Source organism: Sphingorhabdus sp. Alg231-15 (assembly GCF_900149705.1).
In the GTDB taxonomy this organism is placed as follows: domain Bacteria; phylum Pseudomonadota; class Alphaproteobacteria; order Sphingomonadales; family Sphingomonadaceae; genus Parasphingorhabdus.
Genome location: NZ_LT703001.1, coordinates 2285342 through 2298667 on the forward strand (window position 1 = coordinate 2285342; position 13326 = coordinate 2298667).

The window sequence follows — 13326 nt, forward strand, 5'->3', positions numbered from 1 at the left end:
AGGAGCGAAATTTGGATTGGGTCACTTACTGGGATATCGCAAAGCCCTATGTCGGATTGGCAATATTATTTGCTCTATTTACCGCTTTTGTTGGTGAACGCCGTCCGCCTGCAGTGACAGCCGTTGTAGCTGCTGCCCTGATGATGGTGCTCGGCCTGCTCAGCAGTAATGATATGCTTTCGGTATTTTCAAATCCCGCGCCATTGACCATTGGCGCGATGTTCATTCTGTCCGGCGCGCTGGTTCGCACTGGGGTGATTGAGGCGCTGGCCGGCTTTGCTGCCCGTAAAGCCGAAAACCGGCCCTTCATGGCGATCGGCGGATTCCTTGGCGGTACCTTTGCCTCTTCCGCTTTCGTCAACAATACACCGGTGGTCATTATCTTGATCCCGATAATGCGCAAGATCGCCAAGGTCTCCGGCATTGCGGCAAGCAAGCTTCTTATTCCACTGTCTTACATATCCATCTTGGGCGGTAGCCTGACCTTGCTCGGCACGTCGACCAATCTGCTTGTGGACGGTGTTGCACAGGAAAACGGGCAAGCGGCCTTTGGCTTGTTTGAAATAACCCAGGTCGGCTTGATTGCCGCAGCGACAGGCATTGTCATGATCGCCATATTGGGGCCGCTGTTCCTGCCGAAGCGGGACAGTGAAAGCCTGTCAGACCAGATGCCAGAATCCTATTATCTGACCGACATCCGGATCAGGGACAGCAGCGATTTTGTCGGCAAGCAAATTTCCAGCATCAGTGCGTTCACCCATTCCGGGGTAGACATTATTGGGCGCCGTATCGGGCGCGATATCGATCGGTTCGAATTTTCCGACCATATTTTGGAAGGTGGAGAGACACTGGTTGCCGCAGTGACTCAGGAAGAATTGCTGTCTCTCGCCGAAATTGAAGGGATTTCATTGGGCTATGCTGGCGTCAAGCAGCCGGTCACACCGCTGGGAGACGAACATACACGCTTGGTTGAACTGGTCATCGGACCGTCCCATCGGTCTGTCGGCAAATCCTTGCCCAGCCTGCCTTTTTTGTCGCGGGTTCCTGCTCGCGTGCTCGGTCTTTCGCGGCCGCGCCATATAGCCGGGCCAACACTGTCTGATGCGCGTATCCGGCATGGCGATAGCTTGCTTGTGCAGACCGATGATATCTCCATCAGTACGTTACAGGAAAATGCCGATCTGGTGCACTTACAGGAACCGGAGGCACGTTCCTATCGGCGACGACGGGCGCCAGTTGCTATCCTCACCCTCGCGATCATCATAATCGCGGCGGCCTTGGGCGTGATGCCCATTGCTGCGCTGGCGATGCTAGGTGTAGCCGTGGTTTTGCTGACCAAATGTATTGACAGTGAAGAGGCATGGGGCGCGATTGATGGCAATGTGTTAGTTTTGATCTTTGCCATGCTGGCGGTGGGCAAGGGATTGGAAAATGCCGGCACGGTGCAGTTGATTGTCGACACGCTGCTGCCGCTGCTCAACATGATTTCACCGCTATGGCTGATTATCGCGATATATTCGCTGACCTCCCTGCTCACCGAAACCGCGACGAATAATGCGGTTGCGGTCATAATGACGCCGCTGGTTATTGGCATAGCCGAGCAAACGGGGGTGGATGTTCGCAGTCTACTGGTTGCGGTGATGTTCGGTGCTTCCGCCAGCTTTGCCACGCCGGTCGGCTATCAGACGAACACTTTGGTGTATACGGCGGGCAATTACCGCTTTTCAGATTTTGTCCGAATTGGCTTGCCGCTCAATATCGGCGTAGGTTTGGCGGCCTGTTTCGCAATCTACTATATTTTCTGAATTTCGGCATCCTTGGGTGTCGTTATGTACTATCCCTGATTGCGACTATGCACCGTCATACTCATTTTCCGTTCCTGAAACACGGATCCGTCTTGCACGCGTCCAAGCAAAGGAAATGATCATGTCACTCCACATAGGCGATATCGCGCCTAATTTTATAGCCGATAGTACAGTTGGCGAAATTGATCTGCACAAATGGGCAGAAGATGATTGGGTGTTTTTCTTCAGCCATCCGGCTGATTTCACACCAGTTTGTACAACCGAGATGGGTAGAACTGCTCAGCTCGCTGACGATTTTGCGGCGCGTAATGTCAAGCCGTTGGGCCTTTCAACGGATATTGTTGAAGAGCATTGGGACTGGATCCACGATGTGAATGCCACGCAGCATACCAATGTCCGATTCCCGATCCTTGCCGATCCGGATTGCAAAATATCCAAGCTCTACGATATGATTCATCCGGGTGAGAGCCACACAGAAGCCGTGCGATCCGTGTTCATCATTGATCCGGAAAAGAAAATCCGCCTAATCATGACCTATCCCATGACCATCGGGCGCAATTTTGACGAGATTTTGCGGGTAATCGATGCGCTGCAGCTATCGGATAAGAAGAACATCGCGACACCGGCTGACTGGCGCTCGGGCGACAAGGTCATTATTCCGCCGTCGATCGACAAAGACGAAGCGGAGAAAATGTTTCCCCAAGGGTGGGACGAACAGCGTCCCTATCTGCGGTTGACCGAAGTCTCGTGACTGTCTTTTGAGGCTGCCTTACCGCTCCCGCGTCGCGCTGAACTTGATTTCCGGGTTGCGCTCTTCTTGATAATTCACATCCCAGCCTGATTTGGCGAGGAACACCAGATTATCGTCGCGGTCTTTGGCGAGGCTGGTCTGGTTGATATTGGCGAAAGCGCTCAACACTTCGTCCGCGCCGCTAATCCAGCGCGCGGTTTCAAATGGCGCCGGTTCGAGGCCGGCCTCGACCTTATATTCTGCGGACAGGCGGCTCACCAACACTTCGAGCTGTAATTGCCCGACCACGCCGATAATCCAGTTAGCGCCAATTTCTGGATAGAAAACCTGTACGACGCCTTCTTCCGACAAATCATCCAGTGCTTTGCGCAATTTCTTGGTCTGCGTCGGATCTTTCAGGATCACACGGCGCAAGATTTCCGGCGCAAAGTTTGGCAGCCCAGTAATCCGCACCTGATTTTTCTCGGACAATGTGTCGCCCACACGCAGTGTCCCGTGGTTGGGGATGCCGATAATATCGCCGGGCTGTGCGGTGTCGGCAATTTCGCGGTCCTGCGCGAAGAATAAGATCGGGCTGTGGATGGCAATGGGTTTGCCTAAGGCGCTGGGCGTCAGTTTCATTCCACGCTTGAACTCACCGGAGCACAGCCGCATGAAGGCAATGCGATCGCGGTGCTGCGGATCCATATTTGCCTGAATCTTGAAAATAAAGCCGGTGACGTCCTTGCTGTCGGGCGTGATCGGTGCTGGTTCAGCTGGCTGTGGCCGGGGGCTAGGCGCATAATCGGCAATCGCTTCGATTAGTTCTTCGACGCCAAATTGTTTCAGCGCAGAGCCGAAGAAAACCGGTGTGAGATCGCCATTTTGATAAGCTTCAAGGTCAAAGCTGCTATAGCCGCCTTGCGCCAGTTCGCCCTCACTGGTCAGCCGCTCCAGCGCTTCGTCGCTCAGTACATCGGCGAGTTTGGGATCGTCCAATCCATCAAACTGCTGAACCTGGCCATCATAATTTTTGCTGTCGCCATCCGGTTGGTGCAGCTGGTTGCGATTAAGGTCATAAATACCCTCAAACTGTCCGCCCATACCGGTCGGCCAGCTCATCGGGCAAACGTCCAGCGCGAGCTTGTCAGCCACTTCGTCGAGCAGCTCGAACGGATCACGACCCTCCCGGTCGACCTTGTTGACGAAGGTGATAATCGGCACACTGCGCAGGCGGCAGACTTCGAACAGTTTCAGCGTCTGCGCCTCGATACCGCTGGCTGCGTCAATCACCATGATCGCGCTATCGACTGCAGTGAGCGTACGATAGGTATCTTCCGAAAAATCCTCATGGCCCGGTGTGTCGAGCAGGTTGAAGGTGATGCCGTTCCGCTCAAAGGTCATCACCGAGCTGGTCACGGAAATCCCGCGCTGTTGCTCGATCTTCATCCAGTCGGACCGCGCCCGCCGGTTATCCCCGCGCGCCTTGACCTCGCCCGCCAAGTGAATCGCGCCGCCTTTCAGCAGCAGCTTCTCGGTCAGCGTTGTCTTACCCGCATCGGGGTGAGAGATTATCGCGAATGTGCGGCGTGGGTTAGTTTGGGTCATATTCTAACCCCTCAATTCCGCACCCAATTTCGCGGCAGCCGCGACCACCTTGTCCGAAACGGATTTCAAATCCTCTTCGGTCAGCGTCGCTTCGATAGGCTGCAGAGTGATCTCCACGGCCAGCGATTTCTTGCCTTCACCCAAGCTTGCGCCTTCGAACAAATCGAACAATCGTGCGCCAGTGATCAGTTTTTTGTCCGCGCCTTTGATGGCTCGAACCAGATCGCTCGCAGGCAGGTCCGCGTCAACGATGAAAGCGAAATCACGGGTCACCGCCTGCAGTGCTGGTGGTGCAAAGGCCTCGCGCATGTGGTCTTTGGCTTTCTTCACTGGGATGGCATCGAGGAAAATCTCTGCGGCCACGGCAGTGCCTTTCAGACCCATGGCCTTCGTCACCGACGGGTGCAGAACACCATAGGCGGCCAATATCTTCTTGGGCCCCAGTCGCAGCGTGCCGGATTGCCCCGGATGATAGTGATCGCCTGCTTCGGCGAAATCCATCAGCTTGCTCGTAGGAGCGCCAGCAGCTTCTAAAATCGCAAGCACTTCGGCCTTGGCATCGAAGGCATCATATTTTGTTGCGCCACCGGATTGCCAGCTCCGCACTCGATTTTCGCCAGCTAGCACGAGACCAATGGTCTGATGCTCGGTGGATTCGAGATAGCGGCGACCCACTTCGAACAAGCGAATAGACGACGCACCGCGATCAGCATTGCGCTGGGCCGCGGCGATCAAACCAGGCAGTAGCGAGGGCCGCATCACCTTCAGCTCTTCGCTAATCGGATTGGCAAGGGACCAGGTGCCGCCGCCAAAGGGTGCCGCTTCTTTGTCGGAAATAAAGCTCCAGGTCACGGTTTCGTTGAGTCCGCGAGCTGCTGCAGCCCGTCGCGCCTTGCGTTCGGCCAGCTGCTCCGGCGATGCCGTGGGTTTGGCAACGCCTGCCTTGCGCGGCAGCGGCGTGGAAGGAACATTGTCCAGTCCCTCAATCCGCACCACTTCTTCAACCAGGTCCTGCCAACCTGCGACGTCACGACGCCAAGTTGGGGGCGTCACATGCCAACTTTCATCCACAGTGAATCCTAAGGCTTCCAATATGGATTTCTGCTTTTCTGGCGCAACATCGATGCCACCCAATAGAGCACTCTTTGCAGGATCATAGCTGATCGTAGACATATCGGTCGGCGGCGTACCGGCCCGCGTCACTTCGCTCGCGCTACCGCCGCAAAGATGGAGCACCAGGGCGGTTGCGATATCAATACCGTCATCCAGAAAGGCCGGATCGACGCCGCGTTCAAAACGCTGTCGCGCATCGCTGGTTAGCATCAGTTTCTGACCGGTTTTCGCAATGGAGGCTGGGTCGAAATAGGCGCATTCGATCAAGACTTCCGTGGTTGTTTCTTCCGACCCAGTATCCGAGCCGCCCATGATGCCGCCAATATCATGCGCACCATTGTCGTCGGCGATGACCGTCATGCTCTCGTCGAGTACATATTCCTTGTCGTTCAGCGCGGTAAGTTTTTCACCTGCCCTGGCTTTACGGGCGACAAGCCCGCCGTTGAGCTTCGCGGCGTCATAAACGTGCAGCGGCCGGCCGTGATCGAGCATCACATAGTTGGTAATATCAACCAGCGCGTTTATTGGCTTTTGGCCTGCGGATTTCAGGCGCGCCTGCATCCATTCCGGAGATGTGCCATTGGCAAGTCCGGTCACGGTGCAACCATAGAAAGCCGGACAGCCCTCTGGGTCATCCGTGCGTACATCAGGACCAGCGCCGTTTCGTGTGATCGTATCGATGGTCAGGGGCTTCAGCGTACCGAGGCCCGCCGCCGCCAGATCGCGTGCAATGCCGCGCACGCCCATGCAATCCTGCCGGTTGGGTAGAACCGCAGCATCAATGACCGGGTCATCCAGCTCGGCATAGTCAGCATAGCTGGTGCCGACCGCTGAAGCTGCATCAGCAGGCAGTTCGATGATACCATCATGATCCTCGCCCAGCTCTAGTTCCCGGGCGCTGCACATCATGCCGAAACTTTCGACATCGCGGATTTTCGCAGGCTTCAGCGTGAAATCACTGCCGGGAATATAGGTACCGGGAGGGCCGAATACGCCAACCATGTCTTTGCGGGCATTGGGCGCGCCGCAAACGACCTGCCATGGCTCATCTGAGCCATCATCGACCTTGAGCAGCTGCAGTTTGTCCGCATTGGGATGCGGCCCGGCTTCTACAACCTTCGCTACGCGGAACGGGCGCAGGGCATCGGCAGGATTTTCCAAACCCTCGACTTCCAGGCCGACGGCCGTCAGTTTTTCCGTTATTTCAGTGAGGCTTGCATCGGTATCGAGATGGGCTTTGAGCCAGCTTAGCGAGAATTTCATGCGCCCACTCCTCCACTCAATGTCGGAACGTCGAGCGCGTCAAATCCATAATGTTCCATCCAGCGCAGGTCGCCATCGAAAAATGCCCGCAAATCGTCCATGCCATATTTGAGCATGGCGAGCCGGTCGATGCCGCAGCCAAAGGCAAAGCCCTGCCAGACATCGGGGTCGAGTCCGCAATTGCGTATGACATTGGGATGTACCATGCCGGAGCCTAGGATTTCCATCCAGCCACCTTCATTGCTGCGCGCGTCACCGCCGATAATCCGCCGGCCTTTTTCAACTGAGAAGCCGACATCGACTTCCGCGGAAGGTTCGGTGAATGGGAAATAGCTTGGGCGCAGGCGCAGTTCGATATCATCGCGTTCGAAAAACGCACGAACAAAGGTTTCCAGCGTCCATTTGAGATGCCCCATATGGATGCCTTTATCAATCACCAGGCCTTCAACCTGATGGAACATCGGTGTGTGGGTGGCATCACTGTCGGAGCGATAGGTGCGGCCCGGTGCGATAATGTAAATCGGTTCGCCAGCGCCATCGGTCTGCTTCGCCACATCCATCATCGTCCGGATTTGTACAGGTGAGGTATGGGTGCGCAGCAATTTCGGCATACCGCTGTCATCCGTTTGCGGGAAATAGAATGTATCATGCATTGCGCGCGCCGGATGAGTTTCCGGGATGTTGAGCGCGGTGAAATTATGCCAGTCATCTTCGATTTCAGGTCCGGTAGCGACAGAGAAACCAAGATCGGCGAATATCTCGGCCAGTTCGTCCATGACTTGCGAAACCGGATGAATGCTGCCCTTTGGCACGCTTGGTGGCGGCAATGTCATGTCGAGTTTTTCGGTGGCGAGCCGTGCGTTCAACGCTTCGGTTTCGATGCTGTCCTTGCGCGCGGCAATCGCATTGGCCACGGCCTGACGGGCACCGTTGATTTTTGGGCCTTCGCTCTGACGTTCTTCCGGGGTCATCTTCCCAAGCGTTTTCAGCAGCAGCGAAATCTCGCCCTTTTTGCCAAGCGCTGCAACGCGGATGGCTTCCAAAGCATCACCATCGTTGGCCGCTTCTATCTGTCCGAGATAATTCTCTTTAACTGCTTCGATGTCACTCATGACTTTACCCTATTTTCCCTGCTGACCGTCTAAAGCAGGCTGCGGTGAAAAACCCAATAAAAAAGCGCCGCGAGATTGCTCCCCGGCGCTTTTTGAAATTTATGGAATTGCTTAAGCTTTCGCTAGAGCATCCTGCGCCTGTTTGATGAGGCCGCTAAACACTGCAGGCTCATTCATCGCAAGATCAGCCATAACTTTACGGTCAAGTTCAATGCCGGCCAGCTTGGTGCCGTGAATGAATGTGCCGTAAGTCATGCCTTCTGCACGGACCGCAGCGTTGATACGCTGAATCCAGATCGCACGGAAAGCGCGTTTCTTAACTTTACGATCGCGATAGGCATATTGGCCCGCCTTCTCGACAGCCTGCCGCGCAACGCGGATGGTGTTTTTGCGGCGGCCATAATAGCCTTTTGCCTGATCCAGTAATCTTTTATGTTTTGTACGAGTGGTCGTACCCCGTTTTACACGTGCCATTTTCTATATCCTTGAATTCTTATGAAGCGATGGAAACTTCGGTGCTCTTAAAGCCCGTAAGGTGCCCATTTCTTGACTGTCCGAGCATCGGCATCACACAATTTCTTGGTGCCGCGCTGCTGACGGATATATTTGCTGTTATGGCTCATCAAACGGTGGCGTTTGCCGGCTACGCCGTGCTTTACCTTACCCGTTGCGGTGATTTTGAAGCGTTTCTTCACACCACTTTTGGTCTTCAACTTGGGCATTTTGGTCTCCTCTAGAAGTTACCGTTACGGACACATGTGGCAGCCCAACACTGGCCAGTGCGTCACATCGGAAGGGCGGCAATAGCTAGATTCGCCCGAAATGCAAGAAATAATGCAAAATGGGCATGGCTTTTTGCCGCCTGGACCTATGCGGCGTTGCTGTTGTCAGAACCATTGGGGTCGAGGGGCCTGTCCATGGCTTGCAATGGTCGGCCCAATGCCTTGGTCCGTTCCATTGCGCCAATCCCCAGAATCGGGTGTGGCTGTGCCATATATTGTCGGGGGGTTAGCCCCATAAACCGTTTGAAATCGCGATTGAAATGGGCCTGGTCATAATAGTTCAGATCCACGCACTCGCTCCAGCTTTGGGTGGGATTCATCAAGGCCTGACCCAATGTGCGCACAAACCTTTGTCGCCTCAGCAGCAGTTTGGGAAGAAAGCCGAAAACCCGATTCGAAAAACGACTGAGTTGTTTTGTGTCCATGTCCAGACGCTCACTCAGCGCTGCCACACTATCAATAGCAGGGTCGGTTAACGCCAAATGCGCTGCTTCAATCCGTTCTTCTTCCGGATCTACTGGTTGCAGGGCTTCGAGCAGTATATGATTGGAGGCATCAACCATTTCCGCTTCGCTATCCAAATTTCGGATAGCATCCCAGATTTGCTCAAAAAGTTCGAATTTGTGAGCGGTTTTGACATCTACCACTTTATTGGCCCAACGCGATGCGGGCTGGCTGACAAATTTATACCAACCCAGCGGCAATAGGCCGAATGCCGCTATATTGGCCTTTTTTGCTGAGATGGGTGCTGCCAAGCTAGTCGGGCCGGTCATTGCCGCCAGAGGCGAATCCTGTGGCTTCTGATCTGGAATCGTCATTTTCACACTGCCGCGATAGATATAACGAATGCTCGCCCATTGCGGCAGCATCAAATCAGATATCTCCGAACCATCCGGGCTCTCTATATCCGTAAAATAATAGGTGGTCAGATAGCGCTGTAGCGGCGGCGGCGGCAGAACGAACCGCGTCTTGCTGACCGGTTCTAATGGTTGCATGCAATGGCCTCCAGAACATCATCGACCCGAGCCTGGTCGCCAATTGCCAGAACACGACCGTCTGTCTCTGCATGCAGCGGTTCGCCGCTCCAGTCGCACATCATCCCGCCAGCACCATCAATGATTGGGGCCAGTGCGGCAAAATCGTGCAACATTAGACCTGCTTCACAAACAACATCAACATGCCCGCTCGCCACTAGTCCGTAATTATAACAATCGCCGCCATAGATAATCTTACGCGGCGCGACTTTACTGGCGAGGCTCATGAAATGCTCCGAATCATGCTCGTCAAATTGATGCGGCGTCGTGGTGGCGAGCACTGCGTCTTTCAATTCACGACAACGGGCCGATTTGGCGACAGCTCCATTGAAGGTGGTCGGTCGGCCCACTACACCAACCCAGCGCTCCCGCGCGATTGGTTGATCAATGATGCCGATAACCGGCCAGCCATCCTGCATCAGCGCGATCAGCGTTCCGAAAATTGGCCGTCCCGCGATGAAACTGGTGGTGCCGTCAATCGGATCGAGAACCCATTGGCGAGACGCGCCTTCATTGATCGTGCCATATTCTTCACCGATAATACCATCTTCCGGGCATTCGGTTTCAATAATCTTGCGCATCGCAGCTTCAGCAGCGCGGTCTGCTTCGGTTACCGGTGTGGAATCGCTTTTCGATTCTTGATCAAATTTGGCCCTAAATAGCGGGCGAATGGCTTCCCCGGCGGCATTGGCAAGTTTTTCGGCGAGTGTGATATCTTTCGGCGTCATATTCCTTAATTGACAGCAAAAAGGCCCTTTGGCCAGCGCCGCTCCTTGAAATATATAAGGCGGATCACGATGAATCCGGCTCAGCAGGTCGCCACGCCCACAGGAAAAGGATCAAACCGGTGATGATAAACAGGGCGCAGCCGGACAGTACCCAGGAATTTGCATACCAATATTCGCCCCAGGAAAACTCACCCGCCATGATCTTTTTCCAGCCATTGAAATGCTGCATGGCTGCAACGACCAGCCCCAAGACAGCAAGTACCGACGATATCCAGCGATTTAGCCAATGTTGTGGGTTAGCCAAAAGAAGGAGCCCCAATAGTCCGATTACGGTTCTTTGCGCCCGGCAATATGGGCAGATATAAACCCAGCCTGCCAACTCGGTGATCCAGGCGACGACCGAAATCACGATCGCGAGAATCGCAATATGGACGCGATACTTCATCAATGTTTCTAGACTTGGCACACCGACTCTCCCTCCTCCAGAAGATTCTTGAAACCGGAATTCAGATCAGTCCCACAGGCTGGAAACTGAGCTTTCATCGGCAATACGCTTGATTGCTTCACCTAACAGAGGTGCAATCGTCAGGTGGCGTACACGATCTGATTCTTTGACCGCTTCGGTTGCGCCAATGGAATCGGTGATCACCAACTCCTTTAGCGCACTGTCATTGACCCGTGCCACAGCTCCACCGGAAAGAACCCCGTGCGTACAATAAGCCACAACCTCGGTGGCCCCTTTGTCTTTCAGCGCTTGGGCGGCATTGCAAAGGGTTCCGCCTGAATCGACAATATCATCGATCAATATACAAAAACGCCCGGACACATCGCCGATGATGTTCATGACTTCCGATTCACCAGCCCGTTCGCGGCGTTTATCGACAATCGCCAGCGGCGCGTTGTCCAGCCGTTTGGCAAGCGCGCGGGCGCGAACCACGCCGCCAACATCGGGTGACACAACCATTAGCTCGTGACCGGCAAAACGCGCCTGAATATCGGCGGACATTACCGGTGCACCGTAAAGATTATCGGTTGGAATATCGAAAAAGCCCTGAATTTGGCCGGCGTGCAGATCAACCGAAAGCACGCGGTCAGCGCCAGCCTCGGTGATCAGGTTGGCAACCAGCTTGGCCGATATTGGCGTCCTTGGGCCCGGCTTTCGGTCTTGGCGGGCATAGCCGAAATAGGGGATGACTGCGGTGATGCGCTTGGCAGAGGCCCGACGCAGCGCATCTATGCCAATCAGCAACTCCATCAGATTATCGTTGGCCGGGAAGCTGGTCGATTGCATGATAAACACGTCTTCACCGCGCACGTTTTCATGGATTTCGACAAAAATCTCGTCATCAGCAAAGCGCTTCACACTGGCATCTGTCAGCTTGATATCCAGATAGTCAGCTACGGATTGGGCGAGCGACAAATTGCTGTTGCCGGACATGAGTTTCATTGATTGGCTTCCCCTCGAGCAGGCCAGCCATTGCATCGGAATCGCGGACCCTATGTGAATGTTTCGAGGCCCCGTTTAACAGGTGCGTCGCAAATCGAAAGTGCCTTTCGGTTAAATCCAGCCAGAATGTTTCAGTTTGGTGACATAGGCACGCGAAACAGGAACTTCCAGGCCGCCGAATAGCGTTAATCGGAGATTCCGTCCTTCGCGCTTTGTCCCTGTAATCGCATCACGTGCCACCCACCAACTCCGATGGATTTGCATGCCTTCCAGCGGCTCCATTTCACCAATAGCATCGCTCAGACGCATCAACAGCATTTCCGCGCGTTCGGCGCTGTGGACGCGGACATAATGATCTTCCACTCCCAGAGCGATAATTGCTTCAGAGAAGCCTGGGGGCAAGCGGTCATGCAATTTGGTCTGTACCGGTTCAATCTTGACAGATTCAGGCTTAATTGTGGATGGCTTCCTATCCGGAAGCGGCTCGCTTTCCTTTTCCGTTCCGTCTGGCCCAAAGAGCAATCGCATGAACAAGAAGATGCCGAAACCGATCACCGCGCATTGCAGGTAGAGGATCAGAAAGCGATCGCCCAAAAATGACGGATCATAACGCATGCCTGAGATGGCAAATCCAATCAGGAAGGTAAGAGGTAGGGCGGCAATTGCGGTGGCCATTAATTCCGCCGCCCAAAACGGCATGACAATTCTTTCCCTTAGCCATCCAGCACTGATCGAAATCGGCCGGAAAATAGCGTAGCCGATGACGATAAAGCCAACCCAATAAGCAAGGCGCAGCGCCGCCGGCATGGCATATGTGCCAAAAGGACCAAGGAAACCGAAGACCAGACCGATGAGCGCTATGACCAGCAATTCAACGGCAATCCATTTCATCGAGATTTTTCTGATATTGCCGCTCATATTAGTTCCCAAACCACCATTCCACCGGCCCATTGACGCTTCGTGAATGGGCAGATCGCACGTTTTTAGAGCCTTTCACGAATAAGGGACAACCACCGGCGTAAGCAAGCTGGAAATAAAAACAAGCTTCGCCAGTTTCGCTCGCAACAAAGCGAACGAGCAAGGACGAGATCATGACAAATCCCAAGACAACAGAAAAATCAAAGAAAACTACGGCCCAAACTGTGAAGCAGCAGGGCCTTACACCGCAGAATATCATTCTGATGGTTGGTGCGACTATATTGGCGACCTTGGTGGCAATGGCTTTGTCATCCTTGTCCGGCGGCTTTGTTTCTGGATCCTCACAGCCGGCACAAAGCGGCCGTTCAATAAGCTTGCCGGTCATCATCCATTTGTCGACGGTGATTCCGGCCCTTCCTCTGGGCGCTTATGTTCTGTGGCGCCAAAAGGGCGATCAGCTTCACAAACACCTTGGTCGCATCTGGGGTTTGCTCATGGTTACTACTGCCATTGCGAGCTTTTGGATTGGCCGGCCCGGCCATGGGATCGGGGGAAGTGGATTTAGCTTCATCCATATTTTTTCGGTCGTGACCCTGTTTTCCATTCCCTATGGTATCTGGCAGATCCGGCGTGGCAATGTTCAAGAGCATTACCGCGCGATGCAGGGACCATATATCGGTCTGCTGATCGCGGGTCTGTTTGCATTCATTCCGGGGCGTGTCATGGGATCGCTTGTTTTCGGATAAATCATTTGTAACAATTCATTTGCTCCATGCAGCGCGGGTT

General features: G+C 54.2%; 13 protein-coding genes. 3 read left to right on the forward strand and 10 right to left on the reverse strand.

What is annotated here, in order from left to right:
* The first annotated feature begins 11 nt into the window (after positions 1 to 11).
* Entirely contained in the window at positions 12 to 1805 is a 1794-nt protein-coding gene (locus DG177_RS11230) for an SLC13 family permease (RefSeq protein WP_108811560.1), read from the forward strand.
* A 121-nt stretch (positions 1806 to 1926) separates the two neighbouring features.
* Entirely contained in the window at positions 1927 to 2556 is a 630-nt protein-coding gene (locus DG177_RS11235) for a peroxiredoxin (RefSeq protein WP_108811561.1), read from the forward strand.
* An 18-nt stretch (positions 2557 to 2574) separates the two neighbouring features.
* On the opposite strand, the gene DG177_RS11240 is transcribed toward DG177_RS11235, so the two are convergent.
* From DG177_RS11240 to DG177_RS11285, 10 genes are all read right to left on the reverse strand, one after another.
* Entirely contained in the window at positions 2575 to 4143 is a 1569-nt protein-coding gene (locus DG177_RS11240) for a peptide chain release factor 3 (RefSeq protein ID WP_108811562.1), read from the reverse strand.
* Positions 4144 to 4146: 3 nt separating this feature from the next.
* Positions 4147 to 6519 carry a phenylalanine--tRNA ligase subunit beta gene (pheT, locus tag DG177_RS11245; protein ID WP_108811563.1) on the reverse strand — a complete coding sequence of 791 codons (2373 nt, stop codon included), beginning with the start codon at positions 6517 to 6519 and terminating at the stop codon, positions 4147 to 4149.
* Positions 6516 to 7631, reverse strand: coding sequence for a phenylalanine--tRNA ligase subunit alpha (gene pheS, locus DG177_RS11250; RefSeq protein WP_108811564.1), 1116 nt, complete (start codon positions 7629 to 7631; stop codon positions 6516 to 6518). The genes pheT and pheS overlap by 4 nt, the downstream gene beginning before the upstream one ends.
* A gap of 111 nt (positions 7632 to 7742) precedes the next feature.
* The gene (gene rplT, locus DG177_RS11255) at positions 7743 to 8105 is read right to left on the reverse strand and encodes a 50S ribosomal protein L20 (RefSeq protein ID WP_108811565.1); all 363 of its coding nucleotides are present in this window, start codon (positions 8103 to 8105) and stop codon (positions 7743 to 7745) included.
* 47 nt (positions 8106 to 8152) lie between these two features.
* A complete protein-coding gene (gene rpmI / locus DG177_RS11260; protein WP_108811566.1) occupies positions 8153 to 8353 on the reverse strand; it encodes a 50S ribosomal protein L35 in 201 nt (66 codons plus the stop codon).
* A gap of 146 nt (positions 8354 to 8499) precedes the next feature.
* Positions 8500 to 9408 (reverse strand): helix-turn-helix domain-containing protein, encoded by a 909-nt coding sequence (locus tag DG177_RS11265; protein WP_108811567.1) that lies wholly within the window; start codon positions 9406 to 9408, stop codon positions 8500 to 8502.
* Positions 9396 to 10175 carry a histidinol-phosphatase gene (hisN, locus tag DG177_RS11270; RefSeq protein ID WP_108811568.1) on the reverse strand — a complete coding sequence of 260 codons (780 nt, stop codon included), beginning with the start codon at positions 10173 to 10175 and terminating at the stop codon, positions 9396 to 9398. The genes DG177_RS11265 and hisN overlap by 13 nt, the downstream gene beginning before the upstream one ends.
* Before the next feature lie 64 nt (positions 10176 to 10239).
* Positions 10240 to 10620 carry a hypothetical protein gene (locus tag DG177_RS11275; RefSeq protein ID WP_108811569.1) on the reverse strand — a complete coding sequence of 127 codons (381 nt, stop codon included), beginning with the start codon at positions 10618 to 10620 and terminating at the stop codon, positions 10240 to 10242.
* 66 nt (positions 10621 to 10686) lie between these two features.
* Positions 10687 to 11622, reverse strand: a complete 936-nt coding sequence (locus tag DG177_RS11280; protein ID WP_108811570.1) for a ribose-phosphate diphosphokinase — start codon at positions 11620 to 11622, stop codon at positions 10687 to 10689.
* A 111-nt stretch (positions 11623 to 11733) separates the two neighbouring features.
* The gene (locus tag DG177_RS11285; protein ID WP_337658750.1) at positions 11734 to 12540 is read right to left on the reverse strand and encodes a LytTR family DNA-binding domain-containing protein; all 807 of its coding nucleotides are present in this window, start codon (positions 12538 to 12540) and stop codon (positions 11734 to 11736) included.
* A 173-nt stretch (positions 12541 to 12713) separates the two neighbouring features.
* Between DG177_RS11285 and DG177_RS11290 the strand changes: the two genes are divergently transcribed.
* A complete protein-coding gene (locus DG177_RS11290; protein WP_108811572.1) occupies positions 12714 to 13286 on the forward strand; it encodes a DUF2306 domain-containing protein in 573 nt (190 codons plus the stop codon).
* The last annotated feature ends 40 nt before the right edge of the window (positions 13287 to 13326 follow it).

Coding starts and splice junctions, on each gene's coding strand:
- DG177_RS11235 (WP_108811561.1), top strand. CDS start 1,927: ATGTCACTCCACATAGGCGATATCGCGCCTAATTTTATAGCCGATAGT.
- DG177_RS11240 (WP_108811562.1), bottom strand. CDS start 4,143: ATGACCCAAACTAACCCACGCCGCACATTCGCGATAATCTCTCACCCC.
- pheT (WP_108811563.1), bottom strand. CDS start 6,519: ATGAAATTCTCGCTAAGCTGGCTCAAAGCCCATCTCGATACCGATGCA.
- pheS (WP_108811564.1), bottom strand. CDS start 7,631: ATGAGTGACATCGAAGCAGTTAAAGAGAATTATCTCGGACAGATAGAA.
- rplT (WP_108811565.1), bottom strand. CDS start 8,105: ATGGCACGTGTAAAACGGGGTACGACCACTCGTACAAAACATAAAAGA.
- rpmI (WP_108811566.1), bottom strand. CDS start 8,353: ATGCCCAAGTTGAAGACCAAAAGTGGTGTGAAGAAACGCTTCAAAATC.
- DG177_RS11265 (WP_108811567.1), bottom strand. CDS start 9,408: ATGCAACCATTAGAACCGGTCAGCAAGACGCGGTTCGTTCTGCCGCCG.
- hisN (WP_108811568.1), bottom strand. CDS start 10,175: ATGACGCCGAAAGATATCACACTCGCCGAAAAACTTGCCAATGCCGCC.
- DG177_RS11275 (WP_108811569.1), bottom strand. CDS start 10,620: ATGAAGTATCGCGTCCATATTGCGATTCTCGCGATCGTGATTTCGGTC.
- DG177_RS11280 (WP_108811570.1), bottom strand. CDS start 11,622: ATGAAACTCATGTCCGGCAACAGCAATTTGTCGCTCGCCCAATCCGTA.
- DG177_RS11285 (WP_337658750.1), bottom strand. CDS start 12,540: ATGAGCGGCAATATCAGAAAAATCTCGATGAAATGGATTGCCGTTGAA.
- DG177_RS11290 (WP_108811572.1), top strand. CDS start 12,714: ATGACAAATCCCAAGACAACAGAAAAATCAAAGAAAACTACGGCCCAA.